The organism is Enterobacter chuandaensis, from assembly GCF_039718975.1.
Taxonomy (GTDB): domain Bacteria; phylum Pseudomonadota; class Gammaproteobacteria; order Enterobacterales; family Enterobacteriaceae; genus Enterobacter; species Enterobacter chuandaensis.
Window position 1 is genome coordinate 2,250,905 of sequence record NZ_CP097173.1, and the last position, 20,415, is coordinate 2,271,319.

Sequence of the window (20,415 nt, forward strand, 5' to 3'; positions counted from 1 at the left end):
AAAATGAGTAATTTATTTTGACAGATGTCACAACCTTTTAAAAAGGAAAATTTTTTTCCTTTTTTTTAATCCGAAACGTGATCAACAATTCCTGTCGCACAATTTGAGTGTTTCACAGCAATTATAAGGATTATTTATGAAGAAAGGGTTGAGGTATTTACCGTATTTATTAGCAGCTTTCGCTGTTTCATCTCATGCTGCTGTCATCTATCAGGCTAATGATGGCTCAAACATTGATCTTTATGGCCGTCTGGGTTTCAACGTTTCAGATAAAAAAACAGGTGATACGAGCGGTGATTTTGACGCCCGTATTGGCTTCTCCGCCCGCCAGGCTATCAATGACAAGATAGCGATAATCGGTTTTACGCAATACCAGGTTAACGCTGCTGAATACGCTAACAACATTAAAGCGGAAGATCCCGATGATTTTACAGCACGCTATGTTTGGGCTGGTGTGGATTTAGCTGAATACGGCAAGATAACAGGGGGGCGCGTTTCATCTGGCCTGATCATGTTCACTGATATCGGAGATGTGTTCGCAAGTTCTGATGTGGCGGCAGCGCGCCAGGCTAACTTTATCGATCCAACGGCAGTGCAGGTTTTCCGCCAGGACGGCACGATTCAGTATCAGAATACGTTCGGTAACGTTGATTTCTCCACCGCCTATATTCTCGGTAACAATAGCTCTGATCTTGATTACGGCGTCAACACCGCTGTGCGCTATACGCTCGATATGGGCGCTGCTGGTAAACTGCAGCCGGTTCTCGTCGCACAGAAATCAAAAGCAAGTCATGATGAAACATCTGCGCAGTCGGATGATAATGCAGATGAATATACAATGTGGGGGGCCGGTAGCCGTTACTATATCGGCGACTTTATGTTTGGCTTGCTCTATTCCGAAGATACCGTGCAATATCTGGATGGTCGTCCGGACAGCACAGATAAAGATTATGAAGCCACTCTCGTTTATTCACTGACACCTGAGTGGTGGTTCAGAACCGGCTATCGTCATTTAGAAAATGAGGACGGCGATGAGCTCAAATTACGCGACACTACATTCGAAGTGCAGTACAAAGCGACTGCACGTAGTTCTGTGTACGCCTCTTACTCATGGCGCAACGGTGAGGCAGGAAAAAATCGCGTAACGGGTAGTACCGTATCATTTGGTGGTAGCGATCCTGCTGATGATTATTTCCATGTTGGTCTGCGTTACGAGTTTTGAATTTATTAATACGCATAATGAGGGTGATAAACCCTCATTGCTTTACGAGGGTCAGGTCAATGAAAAGATTATTTCTCGCGTTGCCTTTGTTTTTCTCGAGCATGGTCATGGCACAAACCAGGTTAGAACTGGGTGATAATGTTGTTGCACTTGCGGCCGCAAACGCAAAAGTGTCTATGTTTTCAAGAGAGATTGCGCTGCCGGAGGGTAAACAACAGTTAGTGGTCAGGTTTGATAGCGCAACAAACCCCGAGTCTGTAAATCAGGGACGGGGAAGATTAACATCCGCACCTTATATTATCTCATTTAGCTATGAGGGTTCTGCACCCGTTTTATTATCGGCAGGCAAAGTCAGCGACGAAAATGAGGCAAAAAGTGAAGCAATAAATCCATCATTTTCTTTAACCGCAAACGGCGTGCCGGTTACGTTCTCATTAAAGAAGATAGACCAGGAAAGCGTCAACGCCTTCACGGACTATAAATCTATGCTTGTTACTGATATCAGCGAGCCAGCAGAGGTTAATGTTCAGCCCGAAGTGCGGGAAGGAATTGAAAAAGCCAAAAAAGCATATTTAAATCTTTCTGATAAACAAAAATTAATTTTTATGAAATGGTTGATGAACAACTAAGGGAATGTTATGAGTTTAGATCTTGGCAAGCTAGTTACGGAAGGTTCTAATTCTGCATCTATGGAATTAGACCGTTTATCAACTTTAGAAATGTGTTCAGTCATTAATAATGAGGATAAAAAAGTCCCCGATGCGGTGGAGTCATGTTTACCACAAATTGCAGAGGCGGTAGACATGATCCATGCTGCGTTAAAAAATGGAGGGCGGTTATTATATATCGGCGCGGGTACATCCGGTAGATTGGGCGTGCTTGACGCGAGTGAATGCCCTCCTACTTATGGTGTTTCGCCATTGTTAGTCAGGGGGATCATTGCCGGTGGAAGAACGGCATTGACTGATGCTGTAGAAGGGGCTGAAGATTCCAGAGTTGATTCACTAAGCGATCTTTCTGCCTATGGCGTGGATAATTGTGACGTCCTTGTCGGTATTGCTGCCAGCGGTCGCACCCCGTATGTCGTTTCAGCGCTGGAGCATGCTAAAAACGTTATAGGATGCAAAACGATAGCAATATCATGCAATCCTGATAGCCCAATCAGCCATATTGCTGATATTGCAATAACGCCTGTCGTCGGTCCTGAGGTGATTACCGGCTCTTCACGAATGAAAGCCGGTACTGCGCAAAAACTGATACTTAATATGCTTTCGACCTGCACGATGGTAAAGATGGGTAAGGTCTACGGTAATTTGATGGTTGATGTGGTTCCTACCAATCTTAAATTAATCGAGCGTCAGGTCATGATAGTCGTCGACGCCACCGGATGTACTCGAACCGAAGCATTACACGCGCTTAAACAAAATAATCAGAACTGCAAGCAGGCAATTGTTATGCTCACTCGAAAATGCAGTTCTAAAATTGCCGCAGAACTTCTTGAGAAGTACGACGGATCTACTCGTTTAGCAATAGAGCAGGGAGTGGCTGAATAATGTCTAAAAATATCAGTAAGGATTTGCTCATTTCCATTCTTGAACTGGTTGGCGGAAAAGATAATATTGAAACATGCGGTAATTGCATGACCCGCTTACGCCTCAAGGTTACATCGACCTCTTTGATATCTGCATCGATTAAAGAAGAATTAAAGGGGCTGGTAAACGGTGTAATTATCAATGGTAGCGAAGTACAAATCGTTTTCGGTACGGGGAAAGCAAATCGTGCAGCAGACGCTATGAATGCTCTTTTAGGCAAAAAAGACTTAAATGCTATCGCTGCGGAAAAGAAAAATGAGATGAAAAGTAAACAGCAATCATCTCTGCAACAATTTCTCGCCAATTTTGCCACCATTTTCACACCGCTTATTCCTGGGTTTATCGCCGCTGGCTTAATGCTCGGTATCGCAACGTTACTCAGTACGGTATTGCATGTCGCACCGGATGCTAAAGGTGTGCTACCTGATGCGTTGAACTTTCTCAAAGTATTCAGTAAAGGCTTGTTTACCTTCCTGCCGATACTGGTTGGATACAACGCGCAAAAAGCATTTGGAGGGACAGGGGTTAACGGTGCAATAATCGCGGCGCTCTTTATTCTTGGCTATAATCCGTCGGCAACGGTGGGCTATTTTTCTGGTTTACAGGATTTCTTCGGTCATACCATTGATCCGCGCGGTAATATAATCGGCATACTGCTGGCTTCTTATGCTGGCGCTAAAATTGAACGTTTCCTGCGCAATTATATTCCGGATGAACTTGAAATGATTCTGACGTCAATGTTCACTCTGGTTATCACGGCTGTTGTCACCTATATCATTATCATGCCAATCGGGGTGTGGCTGTTCCAGGGGATGTCCTGGCTGTTCATGCACCTGAACAGCAATCCGCTGGGATGTGCTGTTCTTGCGGGAGTATTCCTGATAGCCGTTGTATTTGGTGTTCATCAGGGCTTTATTCCCGTTTATCTGGCGCTGATGGATACACAAGGCTTCAACAGCCTGTTCCCTATACTTTCCATGGCCGGGGCTGGGCAGGTTGGCGCTGCGCTGGCACTGTACTGGAAAGCAGATAAGGCTTCCACGCTGCGTTCACAGATAAAAGGGGCCATCATTCCCGGCTTATTAGGCGTTGGCGAGCCGTTAATCTACGGCGTGACGTTACCCCGCATGAAACCCTTTATTACGGCATGCATCGGCGGCGCAGTTGGCGGTCTGTTTATTGGTACCGTTGCTCAATTTGGGCTACCAGTGGGTCTCAACAGCGCATTTGGTCCGTCCGGGCTTGTTGCTTTGCCTCTTATGACTTCAGAGAGGGGGATTCTTCCTGCTATTGCAGTCTATGGGGGCGGCGTTCTGATTTCGTACATTGCAGGGTTTATGCTTACAGCAATGTTTGGCAGTAAAAACGTTGATCTTGATTAATTAAGGGAATAGCGATGAAACTCAAAATGATTGCAACTCTGCTGCTGGCCTGTTCTGTATCGGCTTTTGCTGCTGACTATCCTGTGCTGACAAGCACAAGCCCGGACAACGTTGGGTTTGACATAAAGAAACTGAATAGGCTTGATACCTGGGTTCAGCATCAGATTGATGCCGGGTATTCAGGTATGAATATTCTTGTCATTAAAGACAATCACATCGTGCTGCAAAAAGCCTGGGGTTATGCAAAAAAATATGACGGCTCTGTGTTGCTTGCCGATCCGATCAAAGCGACCACCAGCACCCTGTACGATCTGGCTTCGAACACAAAAATGTATGCAACCAATTTTGCGTTGCAAAAGTTGGTATATGAGAAAAAGATTGACGTCAATGACCTGGTTTCAACCTATTTACCTGGTTTCGGCGATTCTGCAGAAGATAAAATTAAAGGAAAAAGTAATCTTCGTATTACAGATATTCTCCATCACGTTGCCGGGTTCCCTGCCGATCCGCAATATCCAAATAAAAACGTAGCAGGTGAGTTATTCTCACAGGATAAACCTACTACGCTGGAAATGATTAAGAAAACGCCACTGGAGTACAAGCCGGGAACAAAGCATATCTACAGCGATGTTGATTATATGATACTCGGTTTTATCATTGAATCCGTCACAGGAATGCCGCTTGATAAGTATGTTGAAGAAAATATTTATCAGCCGCTCGGCCTGTCACACACCGTATTTAATCCTTTATCTAAGGGATTTTCAAAAACGCAAATCGCAGCTACTGAACTTAACGGTAATACGCGCGATGGTGTAATCAGTTTCCCTGACATTCGTAAAGAAACAATCTGGGGTCAGGTACATGACGAAAAGGCCTGGTACTCCATGGGGGGCGTCTCTGGTCATGCCGGATTGTTCTCTAACACAAGCGACATGGCGGTGCTGATGCAGGTTATGTTGAATGGTGGCGGCTACGGGAAGGTCAAGCTCTTCGACAAGGCAACAGTAGAGCAGTTTACGCGCAGTTCTGCCGACGATGCTACGTTTGGCCTGGGCTGGCGTGTGAACGGTAACGCTTCAATGACGCTAACTTTCGGCGTGCTCGCCAGTTCTGAAACGTATGGGCACACGGGATGGACGGGAACACTGACAGCTATCGATCCCGTTAACAACATGGCTATTATCATTCTGGGAAACAGACCACACTCACCAGTGGCGAACCCTGCGGTGAATCCAAACGTGTTTGTCAGTGGCTTGTTGCCAGCAGCGACATATGGCTGGATTGTCGATCAGATATACGGGGCATTGAAATAAAACAGAAAAGGGGCTCGACAGGGGCCCTTCCGGTATCTTTCAGATTCCTGTGCTATGATTCATCCACGAAAAAAAATAACAACAGAATGAATCACATGAATAAACTCGACGCCTTTATCCAGCACGCGGTTAGCTCGGTGCCCATCAGCGGAACGTCGCTGATTTCCTCATTGTACGGTGACGCGCTTTCCCACCGCGGCGGCGAGATTTGGCTCGGCAGCCTCGCCGCATTGCTTGAGGGAATGGGATTTGGTGAGCGCTTCGTGCGCACCGCGCTGTTTCGCCTCAACAAAGAGGGCTGGCTGGATGTTTCACGCATCGGGCGGCGCAGCTTTTACCGCCTGAGCGATAAGGGGCTGCGTTTAACCCGTCGCGCGGAGAATAAGATCTACCGCGCAGAGCTGCCCGCCTGGGACGGCAAGTGGCTGTTGCTGCTCTCCGAAGGGCTGGACAAAACCACTCTTGCCGACGTCAAAAAACAGCTGATCTGGCAGGGGTTTGGCACGCTGGCGCCGAGCCTGATGGCCTCGCCGTCGCAGCATCTGGCGGATGTGCAGTCCCTGCTTCACGATGCCGGTGTGGCGGAAAACGTGATTTTCTTCGAAGCCCACTCGCCGCTGGCGCTGTCGCGTGCGGCGCTGCGTTCGCGGGTGGAAGAGTGCTGGCAGTTAACCGAGCAAAACGCGATGTACGAGACATTTATCGAATCGTTCCGCCCGCTGCTGCCGCTGTTGAAAGAGGCCGCGCCGGAGGAGTTGACGCCGGAACGCTGTTTCCAGATCCAGCTGCTGCTGATTCACTTTTATCGTCGCGTGGTGCTGAAAGACCCGCTGCTGCCGGAAGAGTTGCTGCCCGCGCACTGGGCGGGGCAAAGCGCCCGTCAGCTCTGCATTAATATCTATCAGCGTGTCGCGCCGGGGGCGCTGGCCTTTGTCAGCGAGAAGGGTGAAACCTCCGTGGGCGAACTGCCCGTGCCCGGCACGCTCTACTATCAACGCTTTGGTGGCCTTACAAGCGCATAAGGAGTGAAGATGCCAGTTTATCAAATTGACGGTCTGACGCCGGTGGTGCCGGACGAGAGCTATGTTCACCCAACGGCGGTGCTGATTGGCGACGTGATTCTGGGCAAGGGCGTGTATGTTGGACCGAACGCCAGCCTGCGCGGTGATTTTGGCCGTATCGTGGTGAAAGACGGCGCGAACATTCAGGATAACTGCGTGATGCATGGTTTCCCGGAACAGGACACGGTGGTGGAGGAGGACGGGCATATCGGCCACAGCGCCATCCTGCACGGCTGCATCATCCGCCGCAACGCGCTGGTGGGCATGAATGCGGTGGTAATGGACGGGGCGGTGATTGGTGAAAACAGCATCGTCGGTGCGGCGGCGTTCGTGAAGGCGAAAGCGGAGATGCCTGCCAACCATTTGATTATCGGTAGCCCGGCCAAAGCGATTCGCGAGCTGAGCGAGCAGGAGCTGGCATGGAAGCGGCAGGGCACGCGTGAGTACCAGGTGCTGGTAGAGCGCTGCAAGCTAACTATGCACCAGGTTGAGCCGCTGCGCGAGGCTGAGCCTGACCGGAAACGGCTGGCGTTTGATGAGAACTTAAGGCCGAAGTCGGCGATGTAGGGGTAAGGCCGTCTTTTTTCGCCATATCCATCAATAGCGCGATGCCAATATAGTTGCTCCAGTTAAACGTATTTTGCAGCACGACCACCGCATTGCCCCTGTCTTTGTCATAACCGATAAAGCTGGAGTAGCCACCGATATAGCCGACCTGATAGGTGATTTTTTCGAGGCCAATATAATCGGTGGTCCAGGCAATGCCCTGCACCCCGTCAGGGCGTTGAATATCGGTATTTCTGACTTCGTCAAAGACGCTGTCCAGCAAGGGATTGTGGGTCGTAGAGACGTGATAGCGGGCATAGGCCGCCAGATCTTCGGCGTTACTGTATAAACTCGCTGCCGCCACCATGTTGTTGGAAAAATGCCAGTCCGGAGTGAGCTGCCCGCGCGGGATAAATTTTGGCTGATCGCCCGCGTGGCCGAGCGCCCGCTGAGGGTATCCTTTGAGCAGCTGGGGCGTAAAGCTGCTGTTAACCATCTGCAGCGGACGGAAAATATAGCGCGAGGCTAAACTCTGAATATCTTCGCCGGTTTTATGCTTGAGGATGTAGCCGATAAGGGCGTAGCCGGTATTGGAATATTGCGGCGTTTTATCTCCCGGCGCGCGCCAGTTCGCAAGATAACGCAGCACGTTATCGCTATCCAGCTCACCATAAAAATTATCACCCGTACTTAAATAGCGGATAAATTTTCCGAGCATCGGAACGTCCATATTCTGGCGCGGAAGGCCGGAGGTGTGGGTTACCAGCTCCAGCAGAGTAATTTTTTTTGCATCCGCGCTAAGCGGCGTTCCTGGCGGGAGTAAGGTCGTCAGGTTGTCGTTCCAGTTCAACTGCCCCTCACTGACCAGACAGGCCACCACTTCCGCCGTGATCCCTTTGCTGAGCGAGCCGAGAGCGAACAGGGTATCTGGCCTGACCGGGTAACGATGGACTGCATCGGTTACGCCCCAGGTGTAAAACTGCGGTGAGCCGTGATTGTGGATCACCGCGACCGTCATCCCGGGAACGGATTTTTGCGCCATATAGTGTCGCACTACACTGTCAACGTCGCCATCCAGCGATTCATGGGTGAGGAGTTCCTGAGTACCTTCCGGGGAGGACATTTGCGAGAGCGTACCACAACCGCTAAGTAGTGGGAGGGTAAGCAGAAGCCAGCGAATTTTTTTTGTTGTGTTCTGCATACCTGATAGCGAGAGAGGTGGTCATTGGCGCGGCAGGAATGTATCACACTTAGCCTGTATGAATGTAAACTTTCTGCACGAAAGACGCCGCGTAGGTGGAATTCAGACTAGGCTTGCTAAAAAATGGTCGTCTGAATTTCGGTTGTGACGTTCTTCCTGAATGCTTAGATTCATTTTCAATCTATTGAGAGGATATGAATATGAACTTTGCAGAACTCCACAACCAGCATGAGCCCCTTCTTATCGCTAACGTCTGGGACGCCGCCAGTGCTGTCGCAGCGCAAGAAGCAGGTTATCAGGCACTGGGAACGTCCAGCGCAGCAATAGCGTCCACGCTGGGATATGAAGACGGGCAGGGAATGCCGTTTAATGAGTTATTTTATATAGTCACCCGTATCCGGGCGGTCAGCAACCTGCCATTGAGCGTTGACATGGAAGCAGGGTACGGTGATTCAGCCGAAGAGATAGTCTCTAATCTCAGGCGCCTTGCTCAGACAGGCGTATCAGGCGTCAACCTTGAAGACAGTAGAGTCATTAATGGGAGGCGTCAGCTTGACGATGTCTCTGATTTTTCCCGTAATCTGAAAACAGTATGCAATGCGCTGAGAAGCGAAAATTGTAGCCTGTTCCTGAATATCCGGACTGACACTTACCTGCTCGGGCATGAAGACGCCTTGCAGGAGACGATATTACGGGGTCAGAGCTATAAAGCTGCAGGTGCTGACGGCCTGTTTGTTCCCTGTCTGACGTCAGAGAAAGACATCAGCCTCATCGCAGAGGCAACGCATCTGCCTCTGAACGTCATGTGTATGCCCGATCTTCCGTCGTTCGACAGGCTGAAACTGGCCGGGGTAAAGCGCATTTCAATGGGCAATTTTGTTCATTCAGCCATGCAGTCAAAGCTGACTGATGTCATGCAAGCGATACGAACTCGTCAGACGTTTGAAGGACTTTTTGGTGATGAAAATAATCGATAAGAATTTGTGTGATATCTGGTATCAGGCATTGCTCGAACGAGCTTCAGAATATACCGGCGTATTTTTTGTTGGCGTCAAAACCACCGGCGTATTCTGCATTTCGGTATGCCGGGCACGAAAGCCCAAACGCGAAAATGTCGAATTTTATAAAGATGCCAAATCTGCCCTGGCGGCCGGGTTTCGTCCCTGTAAAGTCTGCAGACCCGCTGAAAATGCACACAGCGCGCCATTATTTGTTGAGCAGGCGCTTGCGCTTGTCAGGCGCGATATTAAATCCCGTGTATCTGACCCTGAGCTTCGCCAGCATGGAATCAGTCCGGAGCGGGTAAGACGCTGGTTCCTGCAACATCACGGCATCACTTTTCAGGCTTTCCAGCGAATGCAGCGGGTGAACGTTGCCCTGCAGGAGCTGAAAAGCGGACGAACGGCGACTGACGTTGCGCTGGACAATGGCTATGAATCCCTGAGCGGATTTGGTTACACCTACAAGCGGCTTACTGGCGCAGCGCCGACTCAGGTAACTCAGGTAATTGTCATTCATCGGTTTACCACTACGCTTGGGCCTATGTTTGTCTGTGCGACAGAGCGGGGCGTTTGTCTGCTGGAGTTTACCGATCGCCGGATGTTAGAAACAGAATTTCGCGATATCCAGCGTTTATTTAACGCCAGAATTGTCACCGGAGAAAACAGCCATACCCGGCAGACAGTAAAAGAAATCAGCGAGTATTTTGATGGAACTCGCCGACAGTTTGATCTCACTGTAGATGCCCCGGGCAGTGATTTTCAGCAATCCGTCTGGCATGAGTTGCGTGCAGTTCCCTATGGGCAGACCTTACACTATCAGGTGATTTCACAACGGCTTAATAAGCCAAATGCTGTGCGCGCCGTCGCTGCAGCTAATGGCGCAAACCGGATTGCGATTGTGATCCCTTGTCACAGGATAATTGGAAAAGATGGAAAGATGACAGGTTATGGTGGTGGCATTTCGCGCAAAGAATGGCTCATTGAGCATGAGAAAAACAACGCTTAATTGTGTGATGAGCCAATGCGGACATACGGTTAGCCACCAGCAACCGATAGCCTTTTTCACTCAGAACTCGAAGAGCCGTATTGCCTTTCGCCCACGGAGCTGTATAAATCGTTGCTGATTACCTCGGGGCGCTGACGAACCGGCTCAACTATCTGGAAACGCAGGGCTTATTCAACGCATTATCCATTCTCTGGGCGTTACTGCTAACATTTCCGCCTGAAGAATTGAGTGACCAGTAGCTGAGTGCCGATAATAAAAATAACACCCTGATCGCACCTCGCTGAAAGGAAAAGTATGTCTTTACCGCCACTGTACGCCCTGCGCGCGTTTGAAGTTGCTGCGCGGCTGAACTCCTTCAGCAAAGCGGCTGAAGTACTGAATATCACGCCGGGCGCGGTTAGCAGACATGTCCGGACGCTTGAAATGTGGTTCGATTGCGAGCTGTTTAAACGGCAAGGGCCAAGAGTGGAGGTCAGTGAAGCCGGGCGTATTCTGGCTGGCCAGCTTAGCGAAAGCTTCTCGAATATTGAGTGGGCCTGTCGCGCATTCCGCAGTGAAAATCACCTTCTGCGCCTGAAAGCGCCCAGTACCCTGACGATGCGATGGCTCCTGAACGTTCTCAAATCCTTTCGCGAGAACCATGCGAAACCGAAAATCGAAATCGCCAGCGTCTGGATGGACTTCGACACCGTTGACTTCAGCCGGGAGCCATACGATTGTGCGATCCTGCTCGGGAATGGCTATTTCGGCGAGTCAACGGAGAGCCGGTTGCTGTTCAGCGAATGGCTTATCCCGGTTTGTCCGCCGTCATTGCTTGAGTCTGCCCGGCACCAGCTTCCTGAGTGCGATCTTATCCACCCCTCTCCCGACAGGCGGGACTGGAAGCGCTGGCTGAAAAGAACAGGGCTTTTCCCCGGGCTCGACATGAGCGGCGGAATAGTGTTCGACACCCTCGAGCAGGGAAGCCTGGCCGCCATGCACGGTCACGGCGTGGCGATGGCCGATCTCCGGCTCACGCTGGAAGCACTGAAAAGCGGCCTGCTCGCGCTGCCCTTCAGGGAGGCGATAGCAACGGGGGACGGCTACTATCTTGTGTGGCCCAAAAACTCGCTCAGAAGACAGAGCATTGAACGTCTGCTGGGGTGGCTTAACCTGAATTCGCCGGTAGTTCCTTCTCTGGATATCGTCTGTCTTGAGTATGATGAAAAGCGGCTTTCTTGAATTAAACAGGATATTCCTTACGGGCAATCCTGCCTGTTTGATAAGTTTACGCGTAGGGGATATTCGCCATCTTCTTATATCTTTCCGGCAGGGCGCTATTCAGGTTAAGTAATTTATCCAGAATATAAAGCGCAGGCGTTCCCTTTGCGCGCTCTGCTTCGATCAGCGCAGCGCGTAACACATTGGCGGCCGAGGTCATTTTACGGTAGTAATCCTCTGACTCCGGTGTCTTTACTTCACCGGACTCGGCGTAACGCCCCCGGGGCCAGTCCGCGAAGTCAGGCTGGGGAAGGAGTCCATCGTCTGTTGGAATATGGGCTGAGAGTAACGCCTCGGCATTACCGGGAGCGCTCTGGGCAAAGGAGAGCAGGTGCAGTCGATGTATAAATGGCGAAATCGCTTCCGAACGATGACGTTCTGAGGAAAGTAAGGTGATTAGCGCAGGTATATGTTCATCAGCGGTGCTTTTTTCTGGTGACAGGGTTTTCATTAAATGGAATAAAACATCGAGTGTCATAGGTGCTCCATATCCGCACATTTTTATTTATTGTTTTAACGTCGCTATCTGTTTTGACAGCGGTATACCAGGGGTAAATGGATGGTATTTCAGTGCGGTTACGTTTGAAAAACGATAAATAGTGGCAGTCAATGTGAGTTTTACTCAACGTGGCGCTCTGGGCCCCCACATTGCAGATCCTCTCACTGCAGCGTTTTGTTGCACAAACGCCATAGCTTACCGGCTTTTCAGAATGGTATAACGTCGTGCAGCAATCGGCTTGCCGTTAATCGCCACATCCTCAAAGGCTTATATGAAACAAATTACCTTAAGTGACCTGCAGCTGCAGAGCGAGCAGGCTGCACAGTCCCCGCGCTTACGTGCGCATCGTAATTTACACCCTGACCTGAGCGACCCGGTGCAGCGCCTGGCTATCGCCATGGAGCCGGGCACCTATGTTCGTCCGCATCGCCATCCGCACACGTTTGAACTGCTGACGGCGCTGAGCGGTCGTTTTCTGGTATTGAATTTTGACGACAGCGGTAATGTGACCCGGCGCGTGGTGTTAGGTGAAGAGTGCAAGGTGCTGGAGATGGATGCTGGCACCTGGCATGCCGTGCTGTCGCTGGATAAAGGCGGCGTCATTTTTGAGGTAAAGCACGGGGGGTACCAGCCTGTTCCTGAGCACGATACCGCCCCATGGGCACCGGCTGAGAACGCGCCCGGAACTGCGGAGCTGATGAAATGGTACGCCCAGGCGCAGGTGGGTGACGGGGGTTTTATCCTGTAATTTTCCTGTAGTGTGTCCGACGCGTTGAAAAGCGCGACGGCACCGGACGCTTTACTGAATGCTGCCGAGTCTTTGCAAAAAATCTTCAACCTGCTCAGGCGCAGCCGTGTCTGCCTGGTAAAGGATATCGAGCTTAACGTTCTTCAACCCGCAGAAGCCAAATACCCCTTCGATAATCTGCGTCTGAATCGCTGTCGAATAGCCGTGCTTGTCGAATCCGGCGAGATCGCTTCCGCCGGTGGCAATCAGGCGGACGGGAACGTCCCGTAAGTTGCCCACAATCCGGCCATCGTCGGCCACCTTATACGCCCAGTTCAGGGTTAATACGCGATCGAACCAGCCTTTCAACAGCGCGGGGACCGACCACCAGTAAATGGGGAAGACAAACACCAGCATATCCGCTCGCTCGACGCGCTGCTGCTCGCGCAGAATATCGTCGGGAAGCGCGCTCGGATCGCCGTGATATAAATCCAAATCGGGGCGAGAAAACGCCGGATTAAACCCTTCTGCATGAAGATCGGCGATCTCAACCTGCGTACCTTGCTCGCGTAATTTACCGGCAATGCGGGCGACCAGCGTATGGGATAACGACGTGTCGACAGGGTGAGCCGTCACGATCAGCGCGTTGTTTGTAGCGTGTGTTGCAGACATAGCGACCTCGAAGTGGGTGAGAATTGGTATCTATATTACTATTGGTAACTTAGCTGTCAATCCGCTCCCAACGATCATTTTGTGCTATTCGCGTAGGTCTCCAGCACGCCCGACATCGCGCCGCTGAGCATATCTTCTGCAACATTGCGGGCCAGCACGCCGTTACCGGCGGCGGTGCTGAGCGCATCCGCCGCGCCAATGATGGCCGTCAGTGCGGCTTCTCCCTGAACGCCTTTCAGCACGATAAACGGGGAAAGCGCGGTGCGCAGGCAGTCGGCGCACTCGGCCACGCACGCCTCACGAAACGTCTGCAGCGCGCGGGAGCCGGATAGCGCCGCCGCAATCGGACCCGTTTCAGGCCCGGCGGTAATGGCGCAGTCAATATAGGCAGCGCTGAAAAAGCGGATCGTCTTCTCCAGCGTTTTGCTGTCGACCGCCAGCGTCTCCCTGAACTTCGCCAGCTGCCGATCGCTATAGTCCTGGTAGAGCGCCATCAGCAGCCCTTCGCGATCGCCAAAGTGGTCGTAGGGAATGGGCTTGGTCACGTTGGCCCGCTCCGCCAGGTAGCCCAGCGTCAGCGCCTCCGTGCCTTGCTGACGAACGATTCCGCGCGCGACTTCCAGCAGCTGCACGCGGCGATCCTCTTTTCTTAAGCGCTTAACAACCATGCTTTCCTCGGGTCAGTTATCTACTCATGGTAGTTTACGCGTTTAGGCAGGGTGCTGCACCCGTTGTTTCCCGGAGCGGAACCGGAACTTCAAAGCCCAAGTTCGCTCAGAGAAGGGTGATCGTCCGGGCGTCTGCCCAGCGGCCAGTGGAACAGACGTTCAGATTCTTTTATCGGCATATCGTTTACGCAGGCAAAGCGGCGCTTCATCAGCCCGTCCGGCTCAAACTCCCAGTTCTCATTGCCGTAAGAACGGAACCAGTTGCCGGAATCATCGTGCCATTCATAGGCATAGCGCACCGCGATCCGGTTATCCGTAAATGCCCAGAGCTCTTTAATCAGGCGGTAACCCAGCTCTTTTTTCCATTTCCGCGCCAGAAACGCCTGGGCTTTCTCGCGGTTGGTGGCGAACTCCGCGCGGTTGCGCCACTGGGTATCCAGCGTATAGGCCAGCGCGACTTTTGCCGGGTCGCGGCTGTTCCAGCCGTCTTCGGCCAGTCTGACTTTTTCGATGGCGCTTTCGCGAGTGAAGGGCGGTAATGGAGGACGTGTGTTCATAGCGATAACCTCAGTGTTGAATTAAGTAGACAGGTCTGTCTACCTGATGTAATCTATGCCTGAAAAATAACGCTGTCAACATCCGTTTTGAGGCCGTCGAAAAAATGAAATCAGAATCCGCAAGTAACGAAACAAAAGTCAGCGTCAGGGATAAAATATTACTTACGGCGCACGATCTGTTTTATTCCACAGGCTTCAGGGCGACGGGGGTGGATACGCTGATTAAGGCGTCAAAAGTCACCAAGGTGACTTTTTATCGCCACTTTCCGAGTAAAAGTTTGCTTATTCTCGCCTATTTGCACTATCGGCATGAAATATGGATTAGCTGGTTTGAAGCTACGTTACGTCGACATCTGGACGAAGGCGAATCACCTTCTGATGCGATATCCGCAACGCTTCACGAATGGTTTATCTCACCCGATTTTCATGGCTGCGCGTTTATTAACGCCAGCGCAGAGGCAAAATCCGAAGAGATTGAGAATGAAATTAAAGAGATATGCCGAGACCATAAAACAGAAACAAAGAAAAAAATCGAAATGTTCGCCGGTATAACGGATGAAAAGACCTGTAACGACATTATGATGCTTATCGACGGGGCTATTATCCATGCCCAAATGGGAATGGATACAGAATCAGTAATAAACGCGTTGAAAACGGGTCTGGAAAAGCTGACGGGCTAATGACATGACTCTGTGCTTAATCAGCCCTCATCCGGGGTCGATTAAGCACCCGCGTTACACCGTCGGGATGGTGCCGCCATCAATGACAAATTCAGTACCCGTAATACTCGCAGCATGCGATGATGCGAGGAAGACGATGAGGTTAGCCACTTCAATCGGCCTGGCAGGGCGTCCCAGCGGTATTCCACCCAGCGACTTCATAATAATCTGCTTGCCGCCTTCGTAGTCTGTGCCTGCCTGCGTAGCCAGCCTCTCCGCCAGCGCCACCGCGGCCTCGGTTTCGATCCAGCCGGGCGCGACGCGTACAACACGAACCCCCTTAGGCGAGACTTCTTTTGAAAGGCTTTTACTGTAGGTCGAGAGTGCCGCTTTAGCCGCTGCATACGCGGTGGTGGATTCCGGTAACGGCAGTTCGCGCTGAATAGAGGTCACATGAATAATTACCCCGTTTCCCTGAGCAAGCATTCCGGGAAGCAGGGCGCGATCCAGGCGAACGGCGGGCAGCAAATTAAGATTAAGCTCCTGCTGCCACGCTTCTTCTCCCAGCGCAGCAAAACCGCCAACGGGTGAAGTGGAACCGCCTGCCACATGAATAATCACGTCGACGCCTCCCATCTGTTCCTGAACGGCCGATGCGACCAGGTCACATCCTGCAGTTGTCGTAAGGTCAGCGGTTACGAATGTATCTGCGATATTGACCTCCGGCTCATGGCGCGCCGTGGTAAATACCGTTGCACCAAGTTGTTTTAAAAGCCCGACGACTGCTTTTCCCAGCCCTTTTGTGCCAGCGGTAACAAGTACGCGCTTGCCTGTGAAATTAATATCTAATGACATGACCATAACTCCCGTTATTTACAGTACGGGTATATTCAACATAGACTGAGAAATTGACAAGTACGCACGAAAAAGTGAGTTACTAAATTATGAGTAAGTTTTATAGTCCGGAATCTGCCGCAAGCGGCGTGGAGCAAGTATTACGGCTGCTCGAAGGCCGCTGGAAATTAATTATTCTTTTTCATCTTTTTGACGGAAAAGTGCAGCGTTACTCTGATTTCGAAAAACTGATCCCCGGTATTTCCCAGAAGATGCTGGCGCAGCAGCTTCGACAGCTTGAGTCCGACGGTATCGTTTCGCGGATGGTCTATCCTCAGGTACCACCAAAAGTGGAATATCGACTCACCGAATGGGGGCAGGCATTATGCCCGGCGCTCGATGCCATGCTGAAATGGGCAGAAAAACGCGAGGATTACGCGAGCCCGGCATCCGATGTAAGCGCTATAAAGATCCCCAACGGAGAATGACGCCTTAAACTAATGTCATTCGCCGTTCGTTAATGCGGGTTATTAGCATCCCCTCACAGCAGAGCATACTCAGGATTATGGGGATGTCTCTTTAGAAAGAGGGGGGGCGTCCCGCTGCGCCAGGGACAGCGCGCTGGCGCTGGCGGGGTCGAACAACGAGATGCTCTCAATCTGATTGAGCAAAATCACCTTTCGGAAAGACATGGCGCTGCGGGGTTCTGAATCGAGCGTGATGTCATGCTCCGCATACCACTTGCTGTAATTATTCTCGATGCGCAGATTCATCGTTTTCTCGTCTCTGTATCCGCTTAACATCGGGATCAGCACAATATTGGCCGTTTTTTCATATTCCAGCGTCGCGGTGTGGATCATGCCGATGTAAATCCGCCGCGACCGGAGCGTCACCTGCGCCAGCTCGCCTTGCTCCATACACTGATACAGCAGCTGTTCAATACCGCTCGACTGGGCAAGACGCTTGTAGAGCTTTTTCCGGCTTTCACCGTCCAGCCTGGCGCTGCCTGCCCAGTTAGAACGGTAGAGGCAAAATAGGATGGCAAACGCCAGCATCACCACCACCGGCGCCTGAATGCCTAAAAAACTCCAGTTCATAAAGTCGACTTGCCAGTCGGTATATTTCAGTGAGGCAAAATGGAAAGCGTTGTTGGCGGCGGAAAGGGTGAACAGCAGTAGCCAGAGTAACCCCGTGGCGATTACGCCCTGCAGAACGAAAATACAGCCGTACAACGCAACGAGAAAATAGACGTCCCAGCCGAAAGAACGCTTGATTTTAAAGCGGGTCGACAGGTCGCGGCTGGTATACCAGTACCCGCAAACCATCAGCACCATAAATATCGCCGTTCCCATATCAGGCCCTCTTCAGCGTGTTGACGTGACGCAGAAAATCCTGCCTCACCTCGTTGCTTTTGTAGTTCACCGACGCGTTCCCGTCCTGGTCGATAATGATGCGATCGCCGTCTTCCACGGCTTCAATAATTTCCTGCTGGCTCATTACCTGGAGCAAGGATTCGGGGCTGGAGAAAAGCGAGAGAAAGAAACGTTTCATGTCAGGCATCCTTATGAATAAAAAGGATAAGCCTGGAAGATGACGGCTGAGTTTGCCTTAAGGATAACCTGAAAGTGAAAGCGGGGTGGCGGCTACGCCTTACCCGGCCTACAAAACCGTCAAAGGATTGAGTTGTCAAATCGTTGATATTTATAGCTAATAAAAAATAAATTTGCACAAACTTGGACAAGTAACGTTAATTGTGTAAGTTTTAATTATGCGATTACGCCACGTTGTTTACAGCCAGGATGTGACCCATGAGCACTTTGCCCTCTGTCGTGAGTCGGTTTGTTGAGTACTACACCGCACTGGATAGCCAGCCGCCTTCGGCGCTGGTCGGGCTTTACCATTCGAATGCCGCGCTTATCGATCCGTTTGGCGAACACGACGGCATCTTCGCGCTTCAGCGCTATTTCACCCATCTGCTGGCTAACGTCGAGCATTGCCGTTTTACCATCGATCCGCCGCTGTGCAGCGGGAACCGGTTCGTTGTCACCTGGGTAATGCACTGGTCGCATCCGCGCATTGCCGGAGGGGAGCCTCTTGAACTGCCCGGATGTTCGGTAGTGGACACCGAAAACGATCTCATCACGCGTCAGCGGGACTACTACGATGCGGGAGAAATGATCTACGAACATCTTCCACTGCTCGGCTGGGCGGTACGCGGCGTGAAGCGGAGGGTCAAATCATGAAGACGGTGCTGATTACCGGCGCAAGCTCGGGCATTGGCGCCGGGCTGGCGAAGTCCTTCGCCGCTGACGGCTACCACGTGATTGCCTGCGGGCGCGATCCGGCGCGCCTCGAAACGCTGCATCAAACCTGCCCCAATCTCTCCGTTCGCCTGTTCGATATGACAGACAGGGACGCCTGTCACCAGGCGCTGAGCGGCGTTTACGCCGATCTGGTTATTCTCTGCGCCGGTACCTGCGAATATCTCGACGGCGGCGTGGTGGATGCGACGCTGGTGGAGCGGGTCATGAACACCAATTTTCTCGGGCCGGTGAACTGCCTGGCCGCGCTGCAGCCGCAGCTGGCTGCCGGCAACCGCGTGGTGCTGGTGAGCTCGATGGCCCACTGGCTGCCTTTTCCACGGGCAGAGGCCTACGGCGCGTCCAAAGCGGCACTGAGCTGGTTTGCTGAGAGCCTGAGGCTGGACTGGGAGCCAAAAGGGATTGCCGTGACGGTGGTCTCTCCGGGCTTTGTCGATACGCCGCTGACGCGAAAAAACGATTTTGCCATGCCCGGCAGGGTGAGCGTCGACGAGGCGGTCAAGGCGATCCGTACCGGTCTGGCGAAGGGCAAAATGCATATCGCGTTTCCGGTCGGGTTTGGCCTTATTTTGCGGCTGCTCTCCGGGCTGCCTGCGTTTCTTCAGCGCGCGCTGCTGCGCAGGATGGTGCGTTCATGAACATTGCGATTATCGGCAGCGGCATCGCCGGGCTGACCTGCGCCTGGCGCCTGGCAGGGCACCATCAGGTCACTCTGTTTGAAGCGGGATCCACGCCCGGCGGCCATACCGCAACGGTTGACGTCTCAACGCCACAGGGCACATACGCGATCGATACCGGGTTTATCGTCTACAACGATCGCACCTATCCGCGCTTTATGGGCCTGCTCAGCGAGCTCGGCATCAGCGGGCAAAAAACGCAAATGAGCTTTTCGGTGCACAACCCCGTGACGGGGCTTGAGTACAACGGTCACACCCTGACGTCGCTGTTTGCCCAGCGCCGAAACCTGGTGAATCCGGCATTCTGGCGGCTCCTCGCGGAGATTGTCCGCTTTAACCGCCTGGCGAAAGCGGCGCTGGGCGGGGAGGTGGACCCGAACGCCACGCTGCAGACGTTTCTGGACCAGCACGGCTTCACGCCGTTTTTTGCGCGCCACTACATTCTGCCGATGGGGGCCGCCATCTGGTCATCGTCGCTGCAGGAGATGAAGCGCTTCCCGCTGCCGCTCTTTTTAGGTTTCTTCCACCACCACGGCCTGCTGGATATCACCCATCGCCCGCAGTGGTACGTGGTGCCGGGCGGCTCGCGGGAGTATATCCGCGCCATGCTCGACAAGCTGGGCGACCGTCTGAAACTGCATCTTAATTCACCGGTGCAGCGCGTGAGCCGCCACGCGCGCGGCGTTACGCTTCAGCTCGAAAACGGCAGCCAGGGTTTCGACCAGGTTATTTTTGCATGCCACTCCGCCACTGCCCTGGCGATGCTTGATGACCCGACGCCCGTAGAGCGCGAAGTGCTGGGCGATATCGGCTGGCAGCGCAACGAGGTTGTTTTGCACAGCGATCCGCGCTGGCTGCCGGTGCGCCAGCGCGCGTGGGCGAGCTGGAACTACCGCCTGGGCGCGCAGGAGCAGGCCAGCGCCTGCGTTACCTACAACATGAATATTCTGCAGGGGTTGCCTGCGGGCAGCCCGCTGTTCTGCGTCACCCTGAACCCGGACACGCCGGTGGATAAACGCTTCGTCCTGCAACGCTTTGTCTATGAGCATCCGCTGTTTAACCCGCAAAGCTGGCGGGCGCAGGCGCGGCGCGGCGAGATCAACGGCCAGAACCGGAGCTGGTTCTGCGGCGCTTACTGGTACAACGGTTTTCATGAAGACGGGGTACGCAGCGCGCTGGACGTGGTCAATGGGATAGCCGCCGGGGAGGGGAACTGA

24 protein-coding genes and 1 pseudogene are annotated in these 20,415 nt (G+C 52.3%); 17 read left to right on the forward strand and 8 right to left on the reverse strand.

Annotated features, from left to right (window positions below; translation table 11 throughout):
• Positions 1 to 136 precede the first annotated feature (136 nt).
• From MX657_RS10995 to paaY, 7 genes are all read left to right on the forward strand, one after another.
• Entirely contained in the window at positions 137 to 1,222 is a 1,086-nt protein-coding gene (locus tag MX657_RS10995; protein WP_119915553.1) for a porin, read from the forward strand.
• A 59-nt stretch (positions 1,223 to 1,281) separates the two neighbouring features.
• Complete coding sequence (locus tag MX657_RS11000) at positions 1,282 to 1,851, forward strand: DUF2057 family protein (RefSeq protein ID WP_346808481.1); 570 nt, start codon at positions 1,282 to 1,284, stop codon at positions 1,849 to 1,851.
• A 9-nt stretch (positions 1,852 to 1,860) separates the two neighbouring features.
• Positions 1,861 to 2,775 carry an N-acetylmuramic acid 6-phosphate etherase gene (gene murQ, locus MX657_RS11005; protein ID WP_346808482.1) on the forward strand — a complete coding sequence of 305 codons (915 nt, stop codon included), beginning with the start codon at positions 1,861 to 1,863 and terminating at the stop codon, positions 2,773 to 2,775.
• Positions 2,775 to 4,196 (forward strand): PTS N-acetylmuramic acid transporter subunit IIBC, encoded by a 1,422-nt coding sequence (gene murP / locus MX657_RS11010; RefSeq protein ID WP_346808483.1) that lies wholly within the window; start codon positions 2,775 to 2,777, stop codon positions 4,194 to 4,196. The genes murQ and murP overlap by 1 nt, the downstream gene beginning before the upstream one ends.
• A 14-nt stretch (positions 4,197 to 4,210) precedes the next feature.
• Positions 4,211 to 5,509 (forward strand): penicillin binding protein PBP4B, encoded by a 1,299-nt coding sequence (gene pbp4b, locus MX657_RS11015; RefSeq protein ID WP_346808484.1) that lies wholly within the window; start codon positions 4,211 to 4,213, stop codon positions 5,507 to 5,509.
• An 86-nt stretch (positions 5,510 to 5,595) separates the two neighbouring features.
• Entirely contained in the window at positions 5,596 to 6,531 is a 936-nt protein-coding gene (gene paaX, locus MX657_RS11020) for a phenylacetic acid degradation operon negative regulatory protein PaaX (RefSeq protein ID WP_119915558.1), read from the forward strand.
• Between the two features lie 9 nt (positions 6,532 to 6,540).
• Positions 6,541 to 7,137 carry a phenylacetic acid degradation protein PaaY gene (gene paaY / locus MX657_RS11025; RefSeq protein ID WP_346808485.1) on the forward strand — a complete coding sequence of 199 codons (597 nt, stop codon included), beginning with the start codon at positions 6,541 to 6,543 and terminating at the stop codon, positions 7,135 to 7,137.
• On the opposite strand, the gene MX657_RS11030 is transcribed toward paaY, so the two are convergent.
• Positions 7,046 to 8,317 (reverse strand): serine hydrolase domain-containing protein, encoded by a 1,272-nt coding sequence (locus MX657_RS11030; protein ID WP_346808486.1) that lies wholly within the window; start codon positions 8,315 to 8,317, stop codon positions 7,046 to 7,048. The two genes, paaY and MX657_RS11030, sit on opposite strands and share 92 nt — an antisense overlap.
• 200 nt (positions 8,318 to 8,517) lie before the next feature.
• Between MX657_RS11030 and MX657_RS11035 the strand changes: the two genes are divergently transcribed.
• The 4 genes and pseudogenes from MX657_RS11035 to MX657_RS11045 all read left to right on the forward strand — a co-directional run bounded on the left by MX657_RS11035 (position 8,518) and on the right by MX657_RS11045 (position 11,545).
• Positions 8,518 to 9,294, forward strand: coding sequence for an isocitrate lyase/PEP mutase family protein (locus tag MX657_RS11035; RefSeq protein WP_346808487.1), 777 nt, complete (start codon positions 8,518 to 8,520; stop codon positions 9,292 to 9,294).
• The gene (locus MX657_RS11040) at positions 9,278 to 10,324 is read left to right on the forward strand and encodes a bifunctional transcriptional activator/DNA repair enzyme AdaA (RefSeq protein ID WP_346808488.1); all 1,047 of its coding nucleotides are present in this window, start codon (positions 9,278 to 9,280) and stop codon (positions 10,322 to 10,324) included. The genes MX657_RS11035 and MX657_RS11040 overlap by 17 nt, the downstream gene beginning before the upstream one ends.
• 72 nt (positions 10,325 to 10,396) lie before the next feature.
• Positions 10,397 to 10,509: pseudogene (locus MX657_RS23695) on the forward strand (MarR family transcriptional regulator); the annotation flags it as partial.
• 109 nt (positions 10,510 to 10,618) lie between these two features.
• Positions 10,619 to 11,545, forward strand: coding sequence for a LysR substrate-binding domain-containing protein (locus MX657_RS11045; RefSeq protein ID WP_119915563.1), 927 nt, complete (start codon positions 10,619 to 10,621; stop codon positions 11,543 to 11,545).
• A 46-nt stretch (positions 11,546 to 11,591) separates the two neighbouring features.
• Here the strand turns inward: MX657_RS11045 and MX657_RS11050 are convergent, their stop codons facing one another.
• Positions 11,592 to 12,062 carry a hypothetical protein gene (locus tag MX657_RS11050; protein ID WP_080327187.1) on the reverse strand — a complete coding sequence of 157 codons (471 nt, stop codon included), beginning with the start codon at positions 12,060 to 12,062 and terminating at the stop codon, positions 11,592 to 11,594.
• A 292-nt stretch (positions 12,063 to 12,354) separates the two neighbouring features.
• Between MX657_RS11050 and MX657_RS11055 the strand changes: the two genes are divergently transcribed.
• Positions 12,355 to 12,831, forward strand: a complete 477-nt coding sequence (locus tag MX657_RS11055) for a WbuC family cupin fold metalloprotein (RefSeq protein ID WP_346808489.1) — start codon at positions 12,355 to 12,357, stop codon at positions 12,829 to 12,831.
• Between the two features lie 51 nt (positions 12,832 to 12,882).
• Here the strand turns inward: MX657_RS11055 and MX657_RS11060 are convergent, their stop codons facing one another.
• From MX657_RS11060 to MX657_RS11070, 3 genes are all read right to left on the reverse strand, one after another.
• A complete protein-coding gene (locus MX657_RS11060) occupies positions 12,883 to 13,482 on the reverse strand; it encodes an NAD(P)H-dependent oxidoreductase (protein WP_346808490.1) in 600 nt (199 codons plus the stop codon).
• A gap of 74 nt (positions 13,483 to 13,556) precedes the next feature.
• Positions 13,557 to 14,150 carry a TetR/AcrR family transcriptional regulator gene (locus MX657_RS11065; RefSeq protein WP_119915566.1) on the reverse strand — a complete coding sequence of 198 codons (594 nt, stop codon included), beginning with the start codon at positions 14,148 to 14,150 and terminating at the stop codon, positions 13,557 to 13,559.
• 89 nt (positions 14,151 to 14,239) lie between these two features.
• Entirely contained in the window at positions 14,240 to 14,707 is a 468-nt protein-coding gene (locus tag MX657_RS11070; protein ID WP_346808491.1) for a DUF1348 family protein, read from the reverse strand.
• Between the two features lie 104 nt (positions 14,708 to 14,811).
• Here MX657_RS11070 and MX657_RS11075 point away from each other — a divergent pair, with 104 nt between their 5' ends.
• Complete coding sequence (locus MX657_RS11075; RefSeq protein WP_346808492.1) at positions 14,812 to 15,387, forward strand: TetR/AcrR family transcriptional regulator; 576 nt, start codon at positions 14,812 to 14,814, stop codon at positions 15,385 to 15,387.
• A 54-nt stretch (positions 15,388 to 15,441) separates the two neighbouring features.
• On the opposite strand, the gene MX657_RS11080 is transcribed toward MX657_RS11075, so the two are convergent.
• Positions 15,442 to 16,221: an SDR family oxidoreductase gene (locus MX657_RS11080; RefSeq protein ID WP_119915569.1), complete on the reverse strand. Its 780-nt coding sequence runs from the start codon at positions 16,219 to 16,221 to the stop codon at positions 15,442 to 15,444.
• A gap of 89 nt (positions 16,222 to 16,310) precedes the next feature.
• Between MX657_RS11080 and MX657_RS11085 the strand changes: the two genes are divergently transcribed.
• Complete coding sequence (locus MX657_RS11085) at positions 16,311 to 16,688, forward strand: winged helix-turn-helix transcriptional regulator (RefSeq protein WP_080327179.1); 378 nt, start codon at positions 16,311 to 16,313, stop codon at positions 16,686 to 16,688.
• A 75-nt stretch (positions 16,689 to 16,763) separates the two neighbouring features.
• On the opposite strand, the gene MX657_RS11090 is transcribed toward MX657_RS11085, so the two are convergent.
• Together MX657_RS11090 and MX657_RS11095 are read right to left on the reverse strand one after the other, a co-directional pair.
• Positions 16,764 to 17,552: a hypothetical protein gene (locus tag MX657_RS11090; RefSeq protein ID WP_080327178.1), complete on the reverse strand. Its 789-nt coding sequence runs from the start codon at positions 17,550 to 17,552 to the stop codon at positions 16,764 to 16,766.
• 1 nt (position 17,553) lies between these two features.
• Positions 17,554 to 17,751, reverse strand: coding sequence for a hypothetical protein (locus tag MX657_RS11095; RefSeq protein WP_024908361.1), 198 nt, complete (start codon positions 17,749 to 17,751; stop codon positions 17,554 to 17,556).
• 257 nt (positions 17,752 to 18,008) lie between these two features.
• Between MX657_RS11095 and MX657_RS11100 the strand changes: the two genes are divergently transcribed.
• The 3 genes from MX657_RS11100 to MX657_RS11110 are packed head-to-tail and all read left to right on the forward strand — an operon-like array spanning position 18,009 to position 20,415.
• Positions 18,009 to 18,443: a nuclear transport factor 2 family protein gene (locus MX657_RS11100; RefSeq protein ID WP_080327177.1), complete on the forward strand. Its 435-nt coding sequence runs from the start codon at positions 18,009 to 18,011 to the stop codon at positions 18,441 to 18,443.
• Entirely contained in the window at positions 18,440 to 19,159 is a 720-nt protein-coding gene (locus tag MX657_RS11105) for an SDR family NAD(P)-dependent oxidoreductase (RefSeq protein WP_346808493.1), read from the forward strand. The genes MX657_RS11100 and MX657_RS11105 overlap by 4 nt, the downstream gene beginning before the upstream one ends.
• Positions 19,156 to 20,415 (forward strand): NAD(P)/FAD-dependent oxidoreductase, encoded by a 1,260-nt coding sequence (locus MX657_RS11110; RefSeq protein WP_346808494.1) that lies wholly within the window; start codon positions 19,156 to 19,158, stop codon positions 20,413 to 20,415. Before MX657_RS11105 ends, MX657_RS11110 begins: the two co-directional genes overlap by 4 nt.